The organism is Ureibacillus xyleni, assembly GCF_900217795.1.
Classification (GTDB): Bacteria; Bacillota; Bacilli; order Bacillales_A; family Planococcaceae; genus Ureibacillus; species Ureibacillus xyleni.
This window is the reverse complement of sequence record NZ_OBMQ01000007.1, coordinates 183889-207862: the sequence shown is the minus strand read 5'-3', so window position 1 is coordinate 207862 and position 23974 is coordinate 183889. Positions and strand designations below refer to the sequence as shown.

At 33.2% G+C, this 23974-nt stretch carries 20 protein-coding genes and 1 other RNA gene; 14 read left to right on the top strand and 7 right to left on the bottom strand.

Features of this window, described 5'->3' with window-relative positions; translation table 11 throughout:
- Positions 1-191: hypothetical protein (locus CRO00_RS20170; protein WP_161946675.1), on the top strand; the 191-nt coding region annotated here is incomplete at its 5' end.
- A gap of 601 nt (positions 192-792) precedes the next feature.
- Here CRO00_RS20170 and CRO00_RS12130 read toward each other — a convergent pair.
- A complete protein-coding gene (locus tag CRO00_RS12130; protein WP_097073933.1) occupies positions 793-1758 on the bottom strand; it encodes a nuclease-related domain-containing protein in 966 nt (321 codons plus the stop codon).
- Between the two features lie 199 nt (positions 1759-1957).
- On the opposite strand from CRO00_RS12130, the gene secG reads away from it, so the two are divergent.
- From secG to ssrA, 5 genes are all read left to right on the top strand, one after another.
- Positions 1958-2185, top strand: coding sequence for a preprotein translocase subunit SecG (secG, locus tag CRO00_RS12125; RefSeq protein WP_097073932.1), 228 nt, complete (start codon positions 1958-1960; stop codon positions 2183-2185).
- 162 nt (positions 2186-2347) lie between these two features.
- Positions 2348-3091, top strand: a complete 744-nt coding sequence (locus CRO00_RS12120) for an alpha/beta hydrolase (protein ID WP_097073931.1) — start codon at positions 2348-2350, stop codon at positions 3089-3091.
- Positions 3092-3106: 15 nt separating this feature from the next.
- Positions 3107-5476 carry a ribonuclease R gene (gene rnr / locus CRO00_RS12115; RefSeq protein ID WP_097073930.1) on the top strand — a complete coding sequence of 790 codons (2370 nt, stop codon included), beginning with the start codon at positions 3107-3109 and terminating at the stop codon, positions 5474-5476.
- Positions 5477-5582: 106 nt separating this feature from the next.
- Entirely contained in the window at positions 5583-6050 is a 468-nt protein-coding gene (smpB, locus tag CRO00_RS12110; protein WP_097073929.1) for an SsrA-binding protein SmpB, read from the top strand.
- A 153-nt stretch (positions 6051-6203) separates the two neighbouring features.
- Positions 6204-6558, top strand: a transfer-messenger RNA (tmRNA) gene (gene ssrA / locus CRO00_RS12105).
- Positions 6559-6683: 125 nt separating this feature from the next.
- Here the strand turns inward: ssrA and CRO00_RS12100 are convergent.
- The 4 genes from CRO00_RS12100 to CRO00_RS12085 all read right to left on the bottom strand — a co-directional run bounded on the left by CRO00_RS12100 (position 6684) and on the right by CRO00_RS12085 (position 10991).
- A complete protein-coding gene (locus tag CRO00_RS12100) occupies positions 6684-7853 on the bottom strand; it encodes a site-specific integrase (RefSeq protein ID WP_097073928.1) in 1170 nt (389 codons plus the stop codon).
- Between the two features lie 177 nt (positions 7854-8030).
- The gene (locus CRO00_RS12095; protein WP_097073927.1) at positions 8031-9209 is read right to left on the bottom strand and encodes a site-specific integrase; all 1179 of its coding nucleotides are present in this window, start codon (positions 9207-9209) and stop codon (positions 8031-8033) included.
- A 140-nt stretch (positions 9210-9349) separates the two neighbouring features.
- Entirely contained in the window at positions 9350-9607 is a 258-nt protein-coding gene (locus CRO00_RS12090; protein WP_237658403.1) for a helix-turn-helix domain-containing protein, read from the bottom strand.
- A gap of 439 nt (positions 9608-10046) precedes the next feature.
- Positions 10047-10991 carry a hypothetical protein gene (locus tag CRO00_RS12085; protein WP_097073926.1) on the bottom strand — a complete coding sequence of 315 codons (945 nt, stop codon included), beginning with the start codon at positions 10989-10991 and terminating at the stop codon, positions 10047-10049.
- A gap of 497 nt (positions 10992-11488) precedes the next feature.
- Between CRO00_RS12085 and CRO00_RS12080 the strand changes: the two genes are divergently transcribed.
- From CRO00_RS12080 to CRO00_RS12065, 4 genes are all read left to right on the top strand, one after another.
- Positions 11489-13009 (top strand): class I SAM-dependent DNA methyltransferase, encoded by a 1521-nt coding sequence (locus tag CRO00_RS12080; protein ID WP_097073925.1) that lies wholly within the window; start codon positions 11489-11491, stop codon positions 13007-13009.
- A complete protein-coding gene (locus tag CRO00_RS12075) occupies positions 12999-14255 on the top strand; it encodes a restriction endonuclease subunit S (protein WP_097073924.1) in 1257 nt (418 codons plus the stop codon). Before CRO00_RS12080 ends, CRO00_RS12075 begins: the two co-directional genes overlap by 11 nt.
- 1 nt (position 14256) lies before the next feature.
- Positions 14257-17352, top strand: coding sequence for a type I restriction endonuclease subunit R (locus CRO00_RS12070; RefSeq protein WP_097073945.1), 3096 nt, complete (start codon positions 14257-14259; stop codon positions 17350-17352).
- Between the two features lie 252 nt (positions 17353-17604).
- Entirely contained in the window at positions 17605-18699 is a 1095-nt protein-coding gene (locus CRO00_RS12065; protein WP_097073923.1) for a hypothetical protein, read from the top strand.
- A gap of 34 nt (positions 18700-18733) precedes the next feature.
- Here CRO00_RS12065 and CRO00_RS12060 read toward each other — a convergent pair whose 3' ends face one another.
- A complete protein-coding gene (locus tag CRO00_RS12060; protein WP_097073922.1) occupies positions 18734-19219 on the bottom strand; it encodes a hypothetical protein in 486 nt (161 codons plus the stop codon).
- Between the two features lie 156 nt (positions 19220-19375).
- Between CRO00_RS12060 and CRO00_RS12055 the strand changes: the two genes are divergently transcribed.
- Positions 19376-19618, top strand: a complete 243-nt coding sequence (locus CRO00_RS12055; protein ID WP_161946674.1) for a helix-turn-helix domain-containing protein — start codon at positions 19376-19378, stop codon at positions 19616-19618.
- 240 nt (positions 19619-19858) lie between these two features.
- Here CRO00_RS12055 and CRO00_RS12050 read toward each other — a convergent pair whose 3' ends face one another.
- Complete coding sequence (locus CRO00_RS12050; protein ID WP_097073920.1) at positions 19859-21226, bottom strand: zinc-ribbon domain-containing protein; 1368 nt, start codon at positions 21224-21226, stop codon at positions 19859-19861.
- A 216-nt stretch (positions 21227-21442) separates the two neighbouring features.
- Between CRO00_RS12050 and CRO00_RS12045 the strand changes: the two genes are divergently transcribed.
- From CRO00_RS12045 to CRO00_RS12035, 3 genes are all read left to right on the top strand, one after another.
- The gene (locus tag CRO00_RS12045; protein ID WP_097073919.1) at positions 21443-22291 is read left to right on the top strand and encodes a DUF5677 domain-containing protein; all 849 of its coding nucleotides are present in this window, start codon (positions 21443-21445) and stop codon (positions 22289-22291) included.
- 42 nt (positions 22292-22333) lie between these two features.
- On the top strand, positions 22334-22930 hold the full coding sequence (locus CRO00_RS12040; protein WP_097073918.1) for a DUF1643 domain-containing protein: 597 nt from the start codon (positions 22334-22336) through the stop codon (positions 22928-22930).
- A gap of 97 nt (positions 22931-23027) precedes the next feature.
- On the top strand, positions 23028-23954 hold the full coding sequence (locus CRO00_RS12035) for a DUF2971 domain-containing protein (RefSeq protein ID WP_097073917.1): 927 nt from the start codon (positions 23028-23030) through the stop codon (positions 23952-23954).
- The last annotated feature ends 20 nt before the right edge of the window (positions 23955-23974 follow it).

The following is a 23974-nucleotide window of genomic DNA, read 5'->3' as shown; positions in this document are numbered from 1 at the left end:
GAGGGATAATAGAAAAAATCACACTAATAATAGAAAATTTAGGGGGGATAATAGAAAAAAGTGCCTCAATAATAGAAAGTTCAAAAATAATAGAAAAAATCGGAGGGATAATAGAAAAAATCACACTAATAATAGAAAATTTAGGGGGGATAATAGAAAAAATCACACTAATAATAGAAAATTTAGGCTAGATAATAGAAAAAAGTGTCTCGATAATAGAAAGTTCAAAAATAATAGAAAAAATCGGGGAGATAATAGAAAAAATCACACTAATAATAGAAAATTTAGGCTAGATAATAGAAAAAAGTGCCTCAATAATAGAAAGTTCAAAAATAATAGAAAAAATCGGAGGGATAATAGAAAAAATCACACTAATAATAGAAAATTTAGGGGGGATAATAGAAAAAAGTGCCTCAATAATAGAAAGTTCAAAAATAATAGAAGAATTCAAGGGATTAATAGAAAAAATCACACTAATAATAGAAAAAATTACACTAATAATAGAAAATTTAGGCTAGATAATAGAAAAAAGTGTCTCGATAATAGAAAGTTCAAAAATAATAGAAAAAATCGGGGAGATAATAGAAAAAATCACACTAATAATAGAAAATTTAGGCTAGATAATAGAAAAAAGTGTCTCGATAATAGAAAGTTCAAAAATAATAGAAAAAATCGGAGGGATAATAGAAAAAATCACACTAATAATAGAAATTTTAGGCTAGATAATAGAAAAAAGTACCTCAATAATAGAACAATTTGTACAATCAAAAAAACAAAAAGAACCATTCCAACTTAGAATGGTCCTCTTTCCACTATATTCTCAGGGATAATGTACCGTCTTCCACGTTTCTCTCCTTCTGAAGTGAGGCCGAGTCGAGCTAATAGTTTTGAGATCACTTGCATTGAGTCAACCCCAAAAAAGTCCCGAAATTCCTGGTTCGTAATATATTTATTTACTAATAACCGATAATCGTCTAAGGATTGTAATATCGCATTTTTATTTCGAACTCCGCAATTTGGACAGCACCAAAATCCAGCCTTATAGTGCATTTGAAATTTATAATTACACATTTCGCACAAAACGCCCTTTTTAATATTACTTGGATCAATATTGTTTTTTACTTCTTGACGTTTTAAATTCGAGATAAGATACTTTGAAAGTTCAATTAATTTACTATGAGTAACAACTGATTTGTGTTTGGCCTCTAATTTATTTAAATAAAATTGTAAGCCGCTAGCATGAAAAAATGGGGGGTGTTTTGGTATAGTCCCAATAATCGTTGATGGATTCGAGCATACAATGGCATACTCAATCGGCAATGATATTTTTAATCTTTTTAATAAACGAAAAAAATATTGTCCATGTCGTTTAACTTGGGTGAAGGGATTTGTAAAACTTTCAGTAGCATCTATAAGAGTACGGGTTAACTGATGCTTGTCCTCATCATAGTCAACTCGTCCTGATATATTTTTAATTTCAATAATGAGAAGAAATTCAGGAGTGAGTAAGAGTGTATCGATTTGGTGGGAAAAGCCAAATTCATTTATACACTCGTAGTTAAAAAGTAAAAAGTGCTTTTCAGGGTGGGTAATTTCAATTAATTGCCGATCGACAAATAATTCACCCTTGTACCCAGCTTGTAATCGATTTGATAGATTCACATAGTAATCAAAATACTCATGGTTCTTATCTAATCGTCTTACAAGTGCATTTGCAAATAATAATTTATTAGGAACTTTTCGTTCAAGTAGAATCAACTTTTCACCTCCTCAAAATGTATTTTAATGGAAGTCTCTGACAATTTGAAGAGATGAAATTAAAAGCTGCTATATTTATTATTTCAGACTTTTTTGCTGGATTTATTATAATAAGTATATGACCAAATTATTGTAACTTCAGAATATATTTGATATACTGTACTTTGTTGTGAAGTTTCTATTTCAGGAGGTGGAGTAATTGCATACAGTATTATTAACATTACTGATTATTGTAAGCATCGGTTTAATTGTTGTTGTTTTACTACAATCAGGTAAAAGTGCGGGATTATCAGGTGCCATCTCAGGTGGAGCTGAACAACTTTTCGGTAAACAAAAGGCAAGAGGTATGGATTTAGTTTTACATAGAATAACTATTGTTCTTGCAGTTTTGTTCTTTATTTTAGCGTTAGCAATCGTAAAATTTTAACAACATACAAGATTCCAACGCCTAACCAAGTACAGGTTAGGTGTTTTATTTTAACCTTATAGTGCCATAATTTTCATGTATGACTAATTACTGGTCAGAATAAATTTTCATGAAACAAAACAAATTATGTGCCAATGAGATGAACGAAAAATGGGGGAAACTATGCGAAATGCAGAAATAAAACCATTCTTTTTCGAAGCTGGAAAACGTGCGGTATTGCTATTACATGGATTTACTGGAAGTTCTTCAGATGTTCGAATGCTTGGACGTTTCCTTGAAAAGAATGGCTACACTAGTCACGCGCCACACTATAAAGGGCATGGCGTACCACCAGAAAACTTGATTGATACGTCACCTGAAGATTGGTGGAAAGATGTTTTACAAGGATATGAAACTTTAAAAAATGCAGGCTACACCGAAATCGCTGTTGCAGGATTGTCGCTTGGTGGCGTATTTTCGTTAAAGCTTGCGATGGAAAAGCCTTTAAAAGGAATCATCACTATGTGTTCACCAATGACAATGCGAACTACAGATAAAATGTTCGAAGGTGTTATTAAATATGCGTACGATTATAAACGATTTGAAGGAAAAAAAGAGGAACAAATCGAACAAGAAATAGAGCAGATTCGTTCAAAGGGAATGCCTTCTTTGCCAGCTTTACAACAATTAATTGTCGATGTGCGCGGTGAACTTGATATGATTTATGCACCAATTCTAGTCGTACAATCAAAAAATGATGAAATTATTGATCCCAATTCTGCTCATACTATATACACAGAAGTGGAATCCTTAAAAAAAGAAATTAAATGGTTTGAACATTCTAGCCATGTCATTACGCTAGATAAAGAAAAACAACAACTTCACGAAACGATTCTAAAATTTTTAGAATCATTAGATTGGGAGTAGAAGGAGGGAAAATACATGACAGAAGAATTACAACAACGGTTATTAAATTTAATGAAAAATGATGAATATAAACCGTTGAAAGTTGATGAAATAGAACAAGAATTACAACTTGAAGATGCTGAAGAGTTTAAAGAACTAATAAAAACGTTGGTTCGTATGGAAGATCAAGGTTTAGTCGTTCGTTCACGCGCGAACCGATATGGCTTACCTGAGCGCATGAATTTGCTGAGAGGTAAATTTATTGGTCACCCGAAAGGATTCGGATTTGTAACACCTGATGAAGAGGGAATGGATGATATTTTCATTCCACCACATGAAATAAATGGTGCTCTTAATGGCGATATCGTATTAATTCGTGTGTTAAAAGAAACATCTGGTGATCGCAGAGAAGGTACTGTCATAAAGATCATTGAACGTGGCAAGTCTACTTTTGTTGGTACATACCAAGCAAATAGAGGATTTGGATTTGTTGTACCTGATGATAAAAAAATGAATATGGATATTTTCGTGACGAAGGAAGATTCATTAGGTGCAGTAGACGGTCATAAAGTTGTTGTCGAAATTGTTAACTGGCCAGACGATATTAAATCTGCAACGGGAATGATTACAAAAATCCTTGGCCACAAAAATGACCCGGGTGTTGATATTTTATCAATCCTTTATAAATACGACATTCCACCAGATTTCCCTCAAGAAGTCGTACAAGCTGCAGCAGAAGTACCAGATGAAATTACAGAGAAAGATTTAATAGGTCGTCGTGATTTGCGTAATGAAATGATCGTTACAATTGACGGCGCAGATGCAAAAGACTTGGACGATGCTGTTACAGTTACGAAAAATGAGGATGGTACTTATAAACTTGGTGTTCACATTGCAGATGTTAGCTACTATGTGAAGGAAGGCTCCATCATTGATACAGAAGCTTACGAACGAGCAACAAGTGTTTATTTAACAGACCGAGTAATACCAATGATCCCACACCGTCTATCAAATGGAATCTGTTCATTAAATCCACAAGTCGATCGTTTAACGTTATCTTGTGAAATGATTATCGACCAAAATGGACATGTGGTTGAGCATGAAATTTTCCAAAGTGTAATAAAGACAACAGAGCGAATGACTTATAGCGATGTGTATAAAATTTTGGAAGAGCAAGATGAAGAATTGATGAAGCGTTACGAGCCGCTTGTTCCAATGTTTAAAGATATGGCGGATTTAGCTGCGATTTTACGAAAAAAACGTATGGAGCGCGGTGCCATTGACTTTGACTTTAAAGAATCGAAAGTGCTTGTTAATGAAGATGGCTGGCCAACAGATATCGTACTTCGTGAACGTACTGTTTCTGAGCGCTTAATTGAAGAGTTTATGTTAGCTGCCAACGAAACAGTAGCTGAACATTTCCACTGGATGCAAGTTCCGTTTATTTACCGTATTCACGAAGATCCAAAACCTGAGAAGTTACAACGTTTCTTTGAATTTGTGACAAACTTTGGATTAGTGGTAAAAGGAACAGGCAACTCAGTACATCCGAAAGCATTACAAGAAATTATTCAAGCAATTGAGGGTATGCCAGAAGAGCCGGTTATTTCGACTATGTTACTTCGCTCGATGCAACAGGCGAAATATTATCCAGAGTCAATTGGTCACTTTGGTTTATCAACAGATTTCTATACGCACTTTACGTCACCGATTCGACGTTATCCTGACTTAATCGTACACCGCCTAATTCGTACGTATTTAGTTGAAGGGGATGTATCGAAGGAAACAACATTCAAATGGGCACAAGTGATGGATGAAATTGCAGACCATACTTCAGACCGTGAACGCCGTGCTGTTGATGCAGAACGTGATACAGATGCACTGAAAAAAGCTCAGTACATGTCTGATAAAATTGGTGAAGAGTTCGAAGGTATTGTGTCTTCCATAACAAACTTCGGTATTTTCGTGGAATTGCCAAATACGGTTGAAGGTCTTGTCCATATTACAAACATGACGGACGATTACTACAACTTCGATGAACGACAAATGATTATGATTGGTAAACATACGAACCGTCAATTCCGTATTGGGGATGAGGTTAAAGTTCGTGTTGCCAATGTAGTCATTGAAGAATCTTCTGTCGATTTTGAAATCGTTGGTATGGTGCAATCTTATGGCAGAACACGTAAAGCTGCTCCAAAAGTCATTCATGCTGGAAGAAAAGGTGAAGATGACAATGGTAGACGTCGTGATCGCGACGGTGGTAATGAAAATGGCCGTGACCGTAGAAAAGGTGGCAAAGGTTCCGCGTCAGGCTCAGGTTCAGGTGGCCGCAAAGTAAAACAAAAGCAAAAGTTTTATGAAGGCGTTGCGAAAAAATCAAAAAAGAAAAAGAAAAAACGCTAAAATTGAGCCGAGTGTGAGTAGTATCTCGCACTTGGCAATTTCTTTGTTTAAATGTATTATTTTCTAATAGAGTTCTGTTTTGTTGTGAGAATGAGAGGTGTTGGCTGTGGCAAAAGGAACAGGGAAAGTTTTAGCCCAAAATAAAAAAGCAGGCCATGATTATTTTATTGAAGAAACTTATGAAGCAGGAATGGTACTACAAGGAACAGAAATTAAATCCATTCGTGCCGGCAAAGTACAATTGAAAGATTCATACGTACAAATTCGCCATGGGGAAGCATGGATCTACAACATGCACATTAGTCCGTATGATCAAGGAAATCGTTTTAACCATGACCCTTTACGAGTTCGTAAATTGTTATTGCACAAAAAGCAAATTAGCGAATTACTAGGAAAAACAAAACAAGAAGGATACACAATCGTCCCATTAAAAATGTACATTAAAGATGGCTATGCAAAACTTTTAATCGGTTTAGGTAAAGGTAAGAAAAACTACGACAAACGTGACGATCTGAAGAAGAAAGAAGCGAAACGTGAGATGGAACGTGTGTTTAAGGCGAAAAATCAATTTTAAAATACGATTGGTTAAAATCGGTCATAGAGGAATAAAGCGATATGTTGCAGTTTAAACAAATTTGTCCTATAATAAGTTTACAAGTTGCCAGAGTAGTAAAAGGCTTAAACAACCTTTTCCGTATGTGTTTAACTACACAACCTTCTTTTATAGGGGGACGTTACGGATTCGACAGGGATGGTTCAAGCTTGAGCTGCGCGTCGGAGGTCTCGGCTCCGTCATCAACGACTAGTTTATAATAACTGGCAAACAACAAAATTTAGCTTACGCAGCTTAGTCTCGTAGCGCTCAGCCTGTCCATCGCCCATGTGGACAACGTTGGGCTCAACTTTAGTGGGATACGATTAGTGGTGCCGCTTGAGTCACTGATAAGAGATTTCCAAGCTAGTGTGCAGGACGCCTGTTTGTCGGCATAATGACACACGAAATGCAAGTAGGCAAACTACACGCGTAGAAGTTTGAGTATTGGAGTTTCTGGACGCGGGTTCGACTCCCGCCGTCTCCATAATTTAATTTCATATGATTTCATTGAGTGTCAAAATCCTTGATATATAAGGGTTTTGGCACTTTTACTATTTCATAGGATTTCATTCAGTATCAAACATCCATGGTCAAATCCATGGTCAAAAACTTTTACAGGCTCATAAAGTTTTCTAACTTATTAATCGCTTCATCTTTTGCTTTTTCGGTTACGTGAGCATAGATGTTTAAAGTAGTCTGCACGTCTGAATGCCCCAAGCGATCTTGAACTTCTTTGATTCCAACGCCTGCTTCAAATAACAAAGAGCAGTGTGTATGCCTAAATCCATGCGTTGTGATTGTCGCAAGATTGTATTTTGTTAGAATATGTTGGAGCCATTTGCGTGGTTTTGTAGGTTGTAAAAACTCGTTATTTTCGTTACTGAATACAAGTTGTTTTGGTTGCGAAGTGTTAAAGCCTAAAGCAAGGTAATCTTCTCGTTGTTGCTTTTTCCATTTTTTTAGAATCGCCATTGTCTTTAGATCCATCTTTATTGTTCGAGCAATACCTGTCTTAGTGGTTTTCACATAAAGGGCGTTGTTCTTTCCCCTTGAAATGGCTTTATTAATGCGAATCTCATTTGTTGTAAAGTTTATGTCTCGCCAAGTTAAAGCAAGTGCTTCTCCTTTTCTCATACCAGAGTAAGCCAGAAGTTGAAATAATACAAAGGCTTTAAAGTTATTTTCCTTCTCCAAACAATTAAGAAATTCATTAAGCTGTTCTTTAGTGTAGAAGTTTTCAGGTTCTTCTTCATCCCCAATATTTATTTTCTTCAATTTCTTAGGCATTTCTACTAATTTGAAAGGATTTGTAGTAATATACCCACGCTTAACTGCAAAATCGACTACCTTAGAAGCGTAGGATTTGACAGTACGAAACTTTTTTAGCTTATCTGCCCATTCATCAACATGCCTTTGACATACTTCCACATTCATCTTTTCAATCTTATATTCTCCAAGGGCAGGCAGAATGTGATTTTTAAAGATGCCATATGTCTTAACAAATGTACTTTCTTCAACCGTTTTCTCGTATTGGACAACCCATAACTTGTATATATCTGCATAAGTTTCTACACACTGTTTTCTAAATTCGCCCTTGCTAATTTGAAGTTTGAGTTCGGCTAATGCCAGATTTGCTTCTCTTTTTGTTTTAAAACCACGTCGGGTAGTATATATTTCCTTACCTGTTAATGGATCAATACCACAATATACTTTAAACATGTAACATTTCTCATTGTTCTTTTTTGTGTACATCTTAATAACGGAATTTTTAGTTTTACTCATTTTTTCCTCCTAAATCTTACGGAGACAAGAAATAGAAGATTGTTGTTGCTATAGCAACATATATATCATAAATGATTTCAATAAAAATATTAAGATAACAGTAAACAAAAATAAAAAAATCTCCCCAAGTAAAGTAGGGAGACTAAAAATTAATTTAAAGTATTTTTAAATGATTAATTAGATAGCCATAAACATTTCAAATTTATTGACTGCAACCTCTTTTGCATTTTTTGAAACATGAGCGTACACGTTCATTGTCGTTTTAATATCTGAATGGCCTAAACGATCTTGTACTTCTTTCATACTAACCCCAGCCTCGAATAGTAGTGAGCAATGTGTGTGTCGAAATCCATGAGTTGTGATAATTGGAAGTTGATATTTTGTTAAAACACGTTTCAACCATTTAGTTGTCATATTAGGTTGTAAAAATTGGTTTTTATTATTGTTGAAAATAAGTTGGTTTGATTGTATTGCGTTGTATCCTAAAACAAGTAGTTCTTGTCTTTGATACTTCTTCCATTCCTTTAATATATACATTGTGTTTGTATCCATTTTAATAGTACGAGCCATTCCAGTCTTTGTAGATTTAACATACAGTTTATTGTCTTTCCCTCTTGAAATGGCTTTATTAATACGAATTTCATTCTTATTGAAATCTATATCTTTCCAAGACAAAGCGAGAGCTTCACCTTTACGCATACCACTGTAGGCTAACAGATGAAATAATGTGTATGCCTTTGGATTAGATTCCTGTTTCATACACTGTAAAAATTTAATTAGCTGTTCTTTAGTGTAAAAATTTTCATTTTCATCTTCATTATAAACTTCATGAAACTGCAATTTTTTTGGATTTTTTGGGAGTTCAACGAGTGAAAATGGATTTGTCTGGATATAGTCATGTTTAATTGCAAAATCGAGGACTTTTGAGGCATAGCTTTTTACAGTTCGAAACTTTTTTAACTTATTTGCCCATTCGTTCACGTGCCTTTGACATATATGAGCATTCATTTTTGTAATTTTATAATTTCCGATTTTAGGCAATATATGGTTACGGAAAATTCCTAATGTTTTTATAAAAGTGCTTTCTTCTACGTTTTTCTCGTATTGCTTAATCCAAAGATCATAGACATCTTTGTAAGTTTCAGCTCTTTGCTTTCGAAATGTGCCTTCAGATACTTCGAGCTTTATACGAGCCAATGCAATTTCTGCTTCCTTTTTTGTCTTAAAACCACGACGAGTAGTATCTTTTTGTTTTCCAGTTAGTGGATCAACTCCAAGATAAACTTTGAACATATAACGTTTTTCACCGTTTTTTAAAGTGTATGAACGAATTGAAGTTGTTTTAAATTTTCTCATGTTAATTGACCTCCTATAATACATCGGGATATTAATACGAAGTAGATGAGCGTAGACCATTAGCTACAAAAGCGTAATTGTAAAGTGAAATAAGGTTGACCATCTACCTCTAACTTAACTACTGTAAGTTTTTGGGTTAATTAAAAGCTATGAAGATTTAAGAAACTATCAATCTCGCTTTTGGATACACGTTTTATCCCGTCAATTTCACAAACTTTTAATCCCATTTCTCTGAATTTAATGAAGGTGTTGTAAGAAACATTAGCGTACTTTGCTCCTTCTTTTAAACTCATCCATTCTTTGGGCTGATATTCGTTTGAAATTTGTTGAACTGTTGAGATAATAAAATGTTTCAAATCTTTTTCAATAGTAGTGGGGTTAATGATTAGTTGTTCCATATTAATCACTCCTTGGGGTTTGTTTTGTGGGGTATTTTTGAATTAGAAATGTCGTTCATAAAGACACTTCTCTGAATTTGGGGATAAAGATGGATAGCATTGAATTGAGATGAGGATTTAAAGAAGATTGCATAAGCTGAGTATTACCTCACTTGCTTCCTTCACATGAAACTGGGTGTTATATTCTTCGTTTGGGGTGAAACAAAAATTGTAAGAAACTTGAAAGGGGAATAAGGTCATAAGGTTTGTTTTTAGCGATTGATTGACAGTTTTTCATAGTGGAATTTTGAAGAGTTAAAGTAGTAAAAAGCTTAGACATCATGAATATAATAAACTTCACTTTTAAATTCAATAGCTTGATGGTTCGACCTTTTATATAACACATTGATTTTGTATTTTTTTTGTTGTATAACAATTAACTGTAACAATCTTTAGAATCTTAGTCTTGTAGTAAAGAATTGTAATCTAATTGTTCTGAAACCCCATAGGACTCGTTACTTAGAGGTTCTAATTTAAGGAATGAAAACAATTGCTCCTTATTCATTGAATAGATATCTTCAAATGCTACTCGATGTTCCTTTGCTACTCTTTTTAAATCTTTTTGTTTCGGGGAGGGTAATTGTTTGAGGTAATCGTAGTCTTCTTGTATTTTGTATAGCCTTCGCTTGTCCCACTTATTTATTGGCAACAGTTCAATATCTGGAACAAAGATAAACTTTTCTAACTTTTTTTCAATCCAACCATGATCAATTCTTGTTAAAGTATTGTACTCGTTTAACTTTGGGTACAGCCTCACTTCAAAACGAAGAGGGTGGTCATGCTCTATTCCCGTTCCCATATCAGATTCTTTTTCATTTCTATCGTAACAACATGCTTTAGCTTCTGTTTTTGGGTTCAAGCTACCAACATATTCAGATTTCCAATCTTTGTCATTTTTACTCTGTTGAAGGAATTTAACATTGCCATGATGTTTAAATATTAGGCGATTGCAAAAAGAAGAGAAAGGGGTATTGTTTGAAAAGTCAAATGCAATATCAATACGTTTTATTTTCCAAGTGTCGAATTGAAGGATTTCTCGAATTGAATAAGGAACTTTAGTAAGTGAAGCACTCTTTGGAAAAATAATCATAGTATTGTAATTTATAGCGGTAAGGGCGTTCCTTGGAGATACTTTAATGATGATGTTATTGATTACTCTGCTGTAGCGGAAATATTGATCTTGATACTGGTTATTGTGATAAAGAATAATTCGATTAGCCAATTCTTCTTGCTGTTCGTAGGTCAGTTTTGCTACAAGAGTCAATGTATCTATTGAAATCTCTGTGCTATATTGCAAGGAAGTTATTTTACTATCTACTGGTTTAATTGTTTTTCTTTTACTCATAGTGTTCTCCTTTTGAATGAATTTAAAAGCTCTTAAACTCAATGTCATCAAGGGTTTGTTGAGCTTTCCAATGCAAATTATAGACAACATTACTATAAAGAACGATAGGGTTATGGTTTGATAGCGTTCGAGCTTTCATTTCTAAAGGTTATAAGCACTAAGAAATTATTTTTATGCATCATTGACAATAGGCAAAATAAACCCCTTCTTTCCTACTATATAGCCCATTAACTGCCTTATATTTGCTATAATATTGACTATGAACAAAATTGGTTAGGAGGGGGATGGAAGGGGAAAAACTTTCAGAACGTGATATTTGTACAAAATTTATTATCCCCGCTCTATTAAAGTCAGGGTGGAAATTATATAACATACTCACTAAAAGGACCTTTACATTAGGTCGTTATGTTTTGTAACGATTAAAGTATTTTATAGATAAAGTAAGTTTTAATCTAAAATTGACATCAAATAGAAAAGAGTTAAAGGGTGGAATACAAATGGCGACTGCAAATATAGGATTTGAAGAAAAATTATGGAGTATGGCAGATAAATTACGTGGATCAATGGACTCAGGTGAATATAAGAATGTTGTTTTAGGGTTACTGTTTTTAAAATATGTTTCAGATTCATTTGAGGAAAAATATGCTGAATTAGAACAAGATGAATATGCAGATCCAGAAGATAAAGATGAATATTTAGCAGAGAACATTTTTTGGGTTCCAAGAGAAGCACGTTGGTCATACATAAAAGATAATGCAAAAAAACCTGATATTGGACAGATTATTGATAAAGCAATGTTAGCAATTGAAAAAGAAAACTCATCATTACAAGGTGTATTACCAAAAGATTATGCACGACCTGCATTAGATAAAATTCGTCTCGGCGAAACAATTGATTTATTCTCTTTTAAAGTTGGAGATATAGAAAGTCGTGCTAAAGATGTTTTAGGCCGAGTTTATGAATACTTTTTAAGTAAGTTTGCAAGTGCAGAAGGGAAAAACGGTGGAGAGTTCTACACTCCCTCGTCGGTAGTTCGCTTATTAGTAGAAATGCTCCAACCATATAAAGGTCGTATTTATGATCCTTGTTGTGGTTCAGGTGGTATGTTTGTACAAAGTGAAAAGTTCGTAGAAGAGCATCAAGGGAAACTTGGAGATATTGCTGTTTATGGACAAGAGTCTAATCCAACAACATGGAAACTTTGTAAAATGAATTTAGCAATTCGTGGAATTGATGGTAATATTGGTTCTCACAATGCAGATACATTCCACAATGATCTTCATAAAGGATTAAAAGCAGATTATATTTTAGCAAATCCACCATTTAATATTAAAGATTGGGGTGGAGAGAAGTTAAGAGAAGATGTTCGCTGGCAGTTTGGAGTACCGCCTATTGGTAATGCGAACTACGCATGGATTCAACATATGTATTCAAAACTTGCACCATCAGGTACTGCTGGATTTGTTTTAGCCAATGGTTCGATGTCATCTAATACTTCTGGTGAAGGAGAAATTCGTAAAAGCCTAATTGAAGCTGATAAGGTAGAATGCGTCGTCACACTGCCTGGACAATTATTTTATTCGACTCAAATACCTGTATGTATTTGGTTTATTTCAAAAGATAAATCGAAAACAGGTAATAGGAAGCGAAATAATGAAACTCTATTTATAGATGCACGTAAGTTCGGATTTATGGCAGATCGTACTCATAAAGAGTTTTCAGACGAAGATATTAAAACAATTGCTGAAACTTTCCATAAATGGCGTAGAACTGACAATGGCAAGTACGAAGATGTGCAAGGTTTCTGCAAATCTGCTTCTATCGAGGATATAAGAAAGAATGATTACATCTTAACGCCAGGTCGTTATGTAGGGGTAGATGAAGTAGATGCTGATGGTGAACCATTTGATGAAAAAATGTCTCGATTAACAAGTGAATTATCAGAGCAATTTGCCAAATCGAAAAAGTTAGAAGACCAAATCCGTCAGGCCCTTGGGGGGATTGGATATGAAATATAAAATAGAAGATTGCATTCAATATATAGTTGATAATCGTGGGAAAAACCCAGAAAGATATGTCGATTTTTCAAAGCATCCCATAATTGATAATTTTATGATAAAAAGTACAATATATCCTGATTTAACAACAGTAAAAAGATATATTGATGAAGAAACATATAAGAATTTTATTCGAAACAAAAGTAAAAAGAATGATGTTTTAGTTACTTTGGTTGGTAATGGGATTGGAAATGTTACACTTCTTCCAGACGACAATGCTGAAATAATACAAAATACTATCGGATTACGTGCAAATCCTATAATTACTACTAATGAGTTTTTGTATTATTGTTTAAGAAATAAATTTGAAAATATTATCAAGTTGAATCGAGGAACATCTCAACCAAGCGTTAAAAAAGGTGATTTTTTAAATTTGGAATTAGATATACCACCTTTAAAAATTCAATCTACAATTCTAAATATCCTTTTGAATATTGATTATAAAATCCATCTTAATGGCTTAATTTTGAAAAATCTTGAAGAAATCTCTCAAACTCTCTTTAAACACTGGTTCATTGATTTTGAATTTCCGAACAAGGAAGGGCTACCTTATAAATCGAGTGGTGGTAAGATGGTTGAAAGTGAATTGGGAGAGATACCTACTGAATGGAGAGTTTATAGTTTAGAAGAATTTACTGAAAGTATATCAAAATCAATAAATAAAAAAGAAATTAGTAACGCAAGATTTTTGAATACTTCTGATATATTGGAGGGAAAAGTTGAAGAGGTAGAACTAAGTCCGACCAATAAGATGCCAGGACAGGCAAAGAAACTAATCCAAAGGGGCGATATTTTATATAGTGAGATTCGACCTAAAAACAAAAGGTATGCTTTCATTGACTTTGATGCTTCAGAATATGTGGTATCTACAAAGCTGATGGTTTTAAGAGTAAATGAAGAAATATACTCAAATAAACTTTTATATCAATGGCTAACTATGGATGAAACTATATATAAACTTCAGCAAATTGCAGAAGATCGTTCTGGGACTTTTCCACAAATTACATTTAGCGTTTTATCAAAGTTTAAGTTTGCAATTCCTGAAAAAAACAAGTTGAATGAACTATTGCATGTTATTGAGCCAATGTTAGATAAAAAACAGGATTTGATTCGAGAAAATGAAAAACTTATAGAATTGAGAGATTCTCTCCTCCCAAAACTTCTCACAGGTGAAATTGAAATCCCAGACGAAAGTGTGGTTGATTGATATGTTTAAATATTTAGAATCTGATTTAGAGGAAGCAACACTTGAATGGTTAGCTGAGATGGATTATTCCATCTTAGCTGGGCCAGATATCGCACATGAAGGGGATTATCCCGAACGAGATAGCTATGCAGACGTTGTTTTAACAGAACGCTTAAGAGATGCTTTGTTGCGAATTAATCCGAATGTGCCAAGAGAAGCAATAGAACTTGCAGTACAAAAAATTGAAGCGAATGAATCGCCAAACTTAGTGGTCAATAATCAAAAGTTCCACCATATGGTGACTGATGGATTGGATGTTGAATTACAAGGTACGGATGGCTATAACCCAACGGAAAAAATATGGCTGTTTGATTTTGAATATCCAGCGAATAATGATTTTGTTGCAGTTAATCAGTTTACAGTAATTGAGGGCAATCAAAATAAACGACCTGATGTGCTTATTTTTGTAAATGGTCTACCTTTAGCTATAATTGAGTTGAAAAACGCTACAAATGAAAATACAGGCATTTCAGAAGGCTATAATCAGCTTCAAACCTATAAACAAACAATACCATCACTTTTTCGGTACAATGCATTCCTGATATCAAGTGATGGTATAAATGCTCGTGTTGGTTCACTTACTGCAAATGAAGAGCGTTTTATGAAATGGCGTACAATTGATGGAATTGAACTTGCACCTACATCTCTTTCACAATTAGAAGTGTTGTTAAAAGGTATGTTAGAACCATCACGTTTTATGGATATCATTAGAAACTTCTTACTATTTCAAACAGATGGAGAGAATACATACAAAATTTTAGCGGCCTATCATCAATTCCATGCTGTAAATAAAGCGGTAGAAAAGGCAAAAATCGCTGTTAAAGGAGATAGACGCATAGGTGTCGTTTGGCACACCCAGGGATCAGGGAAGAGTTTATCTATGGTATTTTATGCAGGGAAACTCATTCAAGCAATGAATAATCCAACAATTGTCGTGTTAACAGACCGAAACGATTTAGACGATCAATTATTCAATACATTCTCTATTTCGAGTGATATCCTACGTCAGACACCGAGCCAAGCTAATAGTCGTGACGAATTACGTCAACTTCTGTCTGTTGAATCAGGAGGCATTATCTTTACAACCCTTCAAAAATTCTCCCCTGATGAAGATACAGGGATAATGCCATGTTTAACAGATCGTTCAAATGTAATTGTAATGGCAGATGAAGCTCACCGTTCTCAATACGGCTTTTCTGCAACTGTCCGTGGAAATGATGCTGAAACGAAGTATGGTTTTGCAAAATATGTTCGTGATGCTTTGCCAAATGCTTCATTCATTGGCTTTACAGGAACGCCTGTTGAAGCTACAGATAAAAATACACCTGCAGTATTTGGTGATTACATTGATATTTATGATATGACACAGGCTGTTGAAGACGGTGCAACAGTGAAAATTTTCTATGAAAGCCGAATCATTCCACTGGATTTACCAAGTGATTTAACATTGGATGATGAGTACGAAGAAATAACAGAAGATCAGGAATTGTCTGTAAAAGAGAAACTGAAATCAAAATGGTCACGTTTAGAGGCATTAGCGGGTGCAGAATCCAGAGTAAAACGATTAGCAGAAGATGTCGTTAAACATTATGAAGAACGCCAAGAAGCAATGTTTGGAAAGTCAATGGTTGTTGTGATGTCACGCCGTATCGCAATTGAGCTGTATAAAGAAATTGTTGAATTGCGACCAGAGTGGCATTCCGATGATGATGATAAAGGTGTTATAAAAATCGTTATGACGGGTTCTTCAAGTGATCCTGCTGAATGGCAACCGTTTATCGGTAATAAAAAGAGACGTGAATATCTTGCAACACGTATGAAAGATAATGATGATCCTTTAAAAATTGTTATTGTAAGAGATATGTGGTTAACAGGATTTGATGTCCCATCTATGAATACAATGTACATTGATAAGCCAATGAAAGGCCATAACCTGATGCAGGCGATTGCTCGTGTAAATCGTGTATTCAAAGATAAGCCAGGTGGACTTATTGTAGACTACATTGGAATAGCAGAAAACTTAAAAGAGGCATTACATCAATACACTGATAGTGATAAAGCAACAGCAGGCGTTGATACCTCTGTTGCAGTCAATATCATGCTCGAAAAACATGAAATCCTTATCGAAATGCTCTATCAACATGATTATAGTGGGTATTTGTCGGAAAAAGCGACTGAACGGATGAATGCTATCATCTCAACTATGGATTATATTTTAGGTCTTGGTGAAGATGAAAAGAAACGTTTTCTAAACACTGTAACAGAACTGTCAAAAGCCTTTGCTTTATGTGCTACTACAGAAGAAGCACAAGAATTAAATGCTGAAATCGGATTCTTTAAAGCGGTGAAAGCAAGTCTTGTTAAAAGTATCAGTGATGGTAGTAAAAAGAAGACTAATGCTCAGATGGAAGCACAATTAAATCAGTTAATTTCAAAATCAGTAATCTCAGAAGAAGTAATTGATATATATGAATCTCTTGGTTTAGAAAACCCTGACATCTCTATTCTGTCTGACAAATTTTTAGAAGATGTAAAAGCAATGCCACATAAAAACTTAGCAGTTGAATTATTAAATCGTTTATTAAATGGTAAAGTGAAAAGTGTACAGCGTACCAACTTGGTACAAGCACGTAAGTTTTCAGAAATGTTAACAGGAGCATTAAATAAATATAATAAGCGTGCTATTGAAACGTCAAAGGTTATTGAGGAATTAATTGCATTAGCAAAAGAAATGGATTCAGCTTATAAACGTGGAGAACAGGCAGGGTTAATTAAAGAGGAAATCGCTTTTTATGATGCCTTAGCATCTCATGAAACAGCAGAACAAGTATTGGGTGATGATACTTTAAAACTTATTGCACATGAACTAACAAAATCAATAAAAGAGAATATGAGTATTGATTGGAACTTACGTGAGTCTGCACGTGCAAAAATGAGAGTTACCGTAAGAAGATTACTAAAAAAATACGGTTATCCACCTGATTTACAGAAGGAAGCTGTTGAAACAGTAATTAAACAAGCAGAATTAATGGCACAATTGGAATTTGATTTATTATAAGATTGCACTAATCTCGATGTTCGTTACTCTAAAAGGATAACATGTCGAACTTATTCTTTGGAGGAGACGAGTAATATTGAAACGAACATTGAAAAGGAAAACCAACCAACCGAAATCGACTGTGAAGGACTATGGAATCTCCAAGATTATAAGTGAGATAGACAAGGCTTTGACTATACTGGCTAACCTTAATTACAACAAAAAAATTAGTTTACCAAGGACAAATAATGTAGCTAAAAAGTAGGTGACTCTATGTCAGGTTTTCAGATGATTATTGGTTCAACTCCGAAGGGAATAGAATTAAAACAAGAACTACATTTGGTGAAGATAGGTTTACTTTATGCAGATAATGTAACTTTATGTAGTCCTGGGGCAACTATGTTTAGTAGCATTAATGAATTGAAAAACCTTACAGTTATGCAAAAAATGATGGTATTTTTACCGTATATTTTTACACGTGAACCTGAACTAAAAAAGTATGAAGATGTTCTAAATTTATATTTTTATTTAATGGATAGTAATAGAACAACACGAAGAACATTAGAAAAAAAATTCGGTATAAAAAAGATAAGAGAAATCGAAAGTTCAGGAAAAGAAATCCAGTCAATAATCGAAACAATGTTAATAGAATCGGGATTTCCAGAGTTAGAGAGGGCATTTAATTCGGGAAACGTGATATTGAAGACATTTGATAATTTAACAATAAGTGAAGCGATGATGAAAGAATATACTGAATTCCTTTTTGATTCTGTTAGAGAGGGAGTTCATTATCCATTATTTGATGAACTTTCAGGAAATATAGTCTCACAAATGATAAAAGAAAATGAGAGACTTGATCTACAAATGAACAAGGGTAGCCAAGCAAAATTAGCACAAGACTTATTCGAGAGATTACCCCTGTTTGAAAAGGCCTCTGTAGGAGAAATCTTAGATATTCGTAATGAATTGGATCGGCCACTAAGACAATTTAGATTAGCAATAATGGAATTTACAAACGAAGTGAAAAATGCTTGGTGGGATAAAGACTTTTTGTTTGAAGCAGAAAAAGTATTCTATAAAAAAGTTGAACCTGCAGTCCTTGAAATTGAAGAGCAAGTGGAAAGTGTCTCCTTCTTAAAAGAATTAAATAATAACATGAGTATGGTGAAAGTTGGGGGAGGGGCTTTTACAGGTTACTTATTAGATGGAATGGCCGCTTCAACAAATCTGAATGCCTCAATTATTGGAGCCTTAATAGCAGGTGGTGCATCAGTAGTGGATGCAATACAAAAAACTAAAGATCAACAACGTGAAATTAAAAATAACCAAATGTATTTCTACTACCGTCTAAGGAAAGGTTTTTCATAAAAGTAAAAGTAGTGCAGCGGAGCTGACACTACTTTTATTTATACCTGTTGGTAAAATCAATAAGGCTTTGAGCTACAAGGTCTTGAATCATCAAATACGGATATTTATCCTTACAGAACTCTACAAACTCCTCATAAACCTCGCCATTCATTTTAATGCTTTTGTTTGTATACTCTGCTTGTTTGCTATAAACTCGCTCATCTAAAATTAGCATTTTTCTGAAACCTTCGTAATCATTAATGATGACTTTTAATGTTTCTATATTTTGCTCAATAAAGGTTATTACATCTTGGTACTGCTCAGAATTTTGTTTTACCATTTCTTTATCTCTTATAAACCTGTAATATTGATTATCCCTCTTAATATAAACATAGTCCCCCCTTGTCATTTCTTTACTAAAAGTGGATTCGGGGACTCCTACTTTCTTTGCTACTTCTTTTAAACTACTACTCTTCAGCATTTCATTAATAATTTCGACTCTTTTTTGTGGGGCGGTGTTGTAAAACTGCTCTTTATTCAATTCAACATATCTCCTTTCTATTTGTAAAGTTTTTATATTATAGATTTATCAGCAAAAATGATTCGAATAAAGCTGTTGTAAAGTAATAAATTTTGATGAAAAATCTATCATAAAAGGAAAGAAGAGGACAGGTTTTCTCTCGAAAAAAATAGGAAGGTGACAGAATTGTATAATGAGGAATTATTTATTGATAACTTTGCAAAGGAAATACGTAGGAAAAGGAAAGAAAAATCATTAAGTTTAAATGAACTTGAAGAAATTACAGGTATTAGTGCTTCGCTTATTGCAAGAATTGAGAATAAACAGAGTAAAAACTTAGGAATAACGGTTAGTTTTAAGTTAAGTAATATTTTAAAAATCAATATTCTACAAATAATTGAAGCCAGTAAGCAGAAATAAAAAGAATCTATGTTCTAATATTTACTAATTGGGTTATAATTGAGGTAATCCCTGCTTGCGAGGCTTCGGGTGTCCGCTATTCATAAAAATGAATAGCGGTTTTTTAATTTTTTTGTTAATATCATCGGTAACCCTTTTAGTAACCCTATTAGTTGTTTAGTGTAATTGGATGAAACTTAACTTGTATAAGTATAGAAAGAATCAGAGGTTATGTTAAAGTGATTAACATTAAACGTGTGTTTATAACCTGTTAAATTTAGGATGCCATCTTTCTAAAGGACTGTTTGGATCTGTAATATCCTTTACAAAGTGTAAGCACTTCGGGCATAAACCTTTCGATTTTATAAAATTTTTAACAATCTTTGGTGGATATTTTTTACGACAATGTGGACATGAAATATTATCCAATATCTCGTGTGATCCACAGGTAAGGTGATTTTGACTTTCCGCAATATATCTAAGTAATCCAGGAGCCTTTGCTTCGATAGTATTTGCCTTGTTTGATATATTAGATCGTACTATCTTAGGAAGGCATTTTCGTATTAAACTGTATAAACTTTTATCTGAAATCGGAAGCAAAGATAGATGAAATACATGGTTTAGAATGATTAATATTTTCTGAACTGCTGGAACTATAAAACTATATGAATATTCATGTGATTTGCAAACTATCTCATATTGGTTCTTGTAATATATTAATTTAGGTAAATTTTCATCTCTAATTCGTATGAAAGTTGTAACCTCTGGACAATCGGCTAACATTTTATTTTTTTTCTGGTCTGACAATTTCCTCTTTTTCTTACCATGTTGTATGCCATCATACTCAATAGCTATCCCATAGATTTTATTATATATGTCGATTTCTACAGCAAGACCATTAGATATCCAACGAATAGAATCCAGTTTATACTTGGTAAATCCTCCGATTAACTCATTCAGAACCATAGTTAGTAATTGCTCGGTAGTAGATGTAACTACATGATTTGGACAACCTTGATTTTGTTCAGTTCTACTACTTACTGGTTTATCATAGAATTCTTGACACTCGTCACACCACCAAGGATAAAGTTTTGAAGAGTAAGGTAAAATTAAGGTTGAATCAAAATCAGGGTGCAGTGTTTCTGCTATTTCTGGAAATTCAGTCTGTAAATTATATTTAGGTGTTGCTCCTTTTCCGTTACAGAAAGGACATGAATCATGATCTGCCAAGTCTGCACATCTTTGCATATCCTCCCAACTGTGTTCTTCACATATAACAAAAATCATTTCATTTGATTTTGCAGGAGTGTATTGAGGATAAATATTCATTTCTGCATTTTTCTTATAATCCCAATACTTTTTTACTTGATGTGGTGCGTTATATTCGATACTTCGCTCATAAGGTAGTTCCTTGCATACCGTACAAACTGGAGATCCATTGTAAATTGCTTGGTATACTTTTTTAGGGGTTTTTATAAAACTATGCCCTCTACCTTTAAAGGTACATATCCAATAAGCCAATGTTTCAGTATCTTTTGTTGTTATGTCACTAAATTCCAAATTTAAAAGTTGTTTATTTTTTTGTCCATCCCACATTTGTAGCATAATATCTTTGTAATTTGTTTTCATAATAAAAACTACCTCCCTTTACGAAGGTAGTTATTTGTAATTGAAATAGATTTATGAGAGGAATTTATTAGTATTGCCCATTCGATATATTTTTTATTCACTATTTAGTCAATTATTTTTTACAAAATCGTATATCGTTTAAATGACAGAAAATTTGTATAATTAGAATAGGAGTTTTTTTCTTACTAAATAATAGGAAGGAGGTTAATTAAATAAATGGAAGATAAATATATAAACGATTTAGATAAAATGATAAACAAGTTCATACTTCAATCGAAAAAATTTGTAGAATATGCATGTTTTCCATATGGTCTCATAGATCTTGCAGTAGCAAATGAATTAACTACAAAGTTTGTTTATGACTTTGAGTATTTTGCGTTTACCAAGAGTACAAAGACTTTGTTAAGTATACGGACTCTCTTGAAAGTGGGCAACAACGAGGATGTTATGATCCTTTTAAGAAGTATTTTCGAGAACTATTTAAGTACACGATATTTACATGAAAACTCAGATATGAATGGCATTAAGGACTTTATACTAAACCCAATCAATGTAGCATTTTCCTTTTATAACATTAATCGAGAGGGAAAAGTCGAAAATCGAGAAAAAGAAATTGTAGGGGAATTGAGAAATCCAAAAGAGTTTAAAATAGGAAAAGATAAAAGATACTATTATGATTTTTACGATATATTATCGCAATACGCACACTGTAACTACGGTCTTATAGATTACTATAAGGAAGAAGGTATGTATTCTATCAGTAAGGTAAGTGATAGGCTATTAATACGTCTATATGTAATATTTGTATATACAAAATTGTTTGAACTTATTGTTACTGTTGAAGGAGAAGATTTTCCAGACAAAAGAACGGAAAGAACCTGTTATACCTTAGTCGCAGATTCAATAAAAACACAAAAGGAAATTATAGATTATTTACGAGAAAAATATAAAAATATACATGATGAAAAATTGAAATACCACAGTAAAAAGATGCGTGAAATGTTAAATGATATGAAAAAGTCATTATCTGAAGAGTTAGGTAGTTTAGTAAAAATGAATCTATAGGATTGTGATATATTCATTATTGTGCTTAGTATTGGAGGAAATATGAAAAAAGTAAATAAAAGAATTTTTCGGTATAAGAAGAAGTACGTGAATAATGTTAAATTACTTCATCATGATATTACGACTAATAGGAGATATAGGTTAGATATAGAATTAAAAAATGGTGATAACAAAAAGGCTGTCCAATTAATAATGATGAATCCAAGTGAAGCAAATGAAGAAATTTCCGATAACACCATTAATCGTGTTATTAAATACGTTTTTACAAATAACTCTGAGGGTATTTTACAGGACATTGGGAAAATTATTTTTACTAATCTTTATGTAGTATATGAGACATATTCAGATAATGTGGATAATTATATTTCAGAACATGGTTTGGATTTTGTGAAAGGGATTGAAGCTAACGGAAAATATAATAATAATATGATAATTAAAGAGGCCGCTAAAGAATCCAAAATAATAATTATTGCTTGGGGAAAAGGTGACATACTTGGTTATGACAACAGGATTCAAGAAGTTATTAGTCTAATTAAAAATAAAGAAATATATCATGTGAATGATTTTACAGAAGAGGGGTATCCAAGGCATCCTCGGAATTGGTCTTATTCATGGACATTAAATAAATACAATACTTAGAGAAAAGTAGTTTTAGCTATTTCAAAGAAAAAACATCTTGGATCTATGAGATACAGCTTTAGAGGATTGCATTATACAAAATTTTGGAGTTGAACATATGGAACAGAATTTGAAGATGATATTAGTAAACGCTTTTTGGGAAGAAATGGGTTCTATTATTAGATCCGATAAATTAGACAAAAAGATTTATCATTATACAAGTTTGGAAGGGTTAATGGGTATTTTATCAAGTGAAGAAGTTTGGATGACAAATAGTGACTTTCTAAATGATATGTCAGAATTAACTTATTTTAAAACTTTAACAAAGGAAGCAAAGGAACGTTTTGAAACTGAGATATTGTTTAAATATAAGCAGGAAGAAATAAATAAGAATAACATGCTCACGCTATTTATTGAACTATTTGATAAAGCAATTCAAAATAGATTTGATAAGCCTACAGAAAATTTTGAAGTATATGTAATGTCGTTATCAGAAAACGACGATTCATTAACTTTGTGGGGAAATTATGCAAAAGGAAAAGGTTACAATATATGTTTTAATACCCAAACACTGATAAGTGAAGTTGATAAAATAGGATTAGGTTATGTAGTATATGGTAATGTAGTTTACGAACGAGAAACACAGTTGCGAACGCTAAGTCATTCTTTAGTTAGAACATTTGATTTAATAATAAATAAAGATGTTGAAATTGGTGAACTAAAAAAAGAATTACTATCATATTTTAATAGTCTAATTATTTCTTATTCTATATTTTTTAAACATGCTTCTTTTGCACCAGAAGAAGAGTTTAGAATGGCATTAACAACATCGGAGAATGTTGATGTTCAATTTAGAAGTAATGGTGAAGTAATTATTCCGTACATAAAATTGGAATTTGATAAATCTGATATAAATGGTATAGTTATCGGGCCAAAAAACAATAGTGATATTGCTGAAAATGGGGTAAAAACCTATTTACAAAAATTAAACTATAGTTTAAATGAGACTTGGGTGAAAAAATCAGAAATTCCATTAAGATATTAGTTTTACAGAGAGAATAAAAA

What these genes read in the sequence shown, in the direction of transcription:
- CRO00_RS12100 (WP_097073928.1), bottom strand. Translation starts at nt 7,853, where the DNA reads ATGAGTAAAACTAAAAATTCCGTTATTAAGATGTACACAAAAAAGAAC.
- CRO00_RS12120 (WP_097073931.1), top strand. Translation starts at nt 2,348, where the DNA reads ATGCGAAATGCAGAAATAAAACCATTCTTTTTCGAAGCTGGAAAACGT.
- CRO00_RS12090 (WP_237658403.1), bottom strand. Translation starts at nt 9,607, where the DNA reads ATGGAACAACTAATCATTAACCCCACTACTATTGAAAAAGATTTGAAA.
- CRO00_RS12070 (WP_097073945.1), top strand. Translation starts at nt 14,257, where the DNA reads ATGTTTAAATATTTAGAATCTGATTTAGAGGAAGCAACACTTGAATGG.
- rnr (WP_097073930.1), top strand. Translation starts at nt 3,107, where the DNA reads ATGACAGAAGAATTACAACAACGGTTATTAAATTTAATGAAAAATGAT.
- CRO00_RS12065 (WP_097073923.1), top strand. Translation starts at nt 17,605, where the DNA reads ATGTCAGGTTTTCAGATGATTATTGGTTCAACTCCGAAGGGAATAGAA.
- CRO00_RS12085 (WP_097073926.1), bottom strand. Translation starts at nt 10,991, where the DNA reads ATGAGTAAAAGAAAAACAATTAAACCAGTAGATAGTAAAATAACTTCC.
- CRO00_RS12035 (WP_097073917.1), top strand. Translation starts at nt 23,028, where the DNA reads ATGGAACAGAATTTGAAGATGATATTAGTAAACGCTTTTTGGGAAGAA.
- CRO00_RS12080 (WP_097073925.1), top strand. Translation starts at nt 11,489, where the DNA reads ATGGCGACTGCAAATATAGGATTTGAAGAAAAATTATGGAGTATGGCA.
- CRO00_RS12045 (WP_097073919.1), top strand. Translation starts at nt 21,443, where the DNA reads ATGGAAGATAAATATATAAACGATTTAGATAAAATGATAAACAAGTTC.
- CRO00_RS12095 (WP_097073927.1), bottom strand. Translation starts at nt 9,209, where the DNA reads ATGAGAAAATTTAAAACAACTTCAATTCGTTCATACACTTTAAAAAAC.
- CRO00_RS12040 (WP_097073918.1), top strand. Translation starts at nt 22,334, where the DNA reads ATGAAAAAAGTAAATAAAAGAATTTTTCGGTATAAGAAGAAGTACGTG.
- CRO00_RS12075 (WP_097073924.1), top strand. Translation starts at nt 12,999, where the DNA reads ATGAAATATAAAATAGAAGATTGCATTCAATATATAGTTGATAATCGT.
- CRO00_RS12050 (WP_097073920.1), bottom strand. Translation starts at nt 21,226, where the DNA reads ATGAAAACAAATTACAAAGATATTATGCTACAAATGTGGGATGGACAA.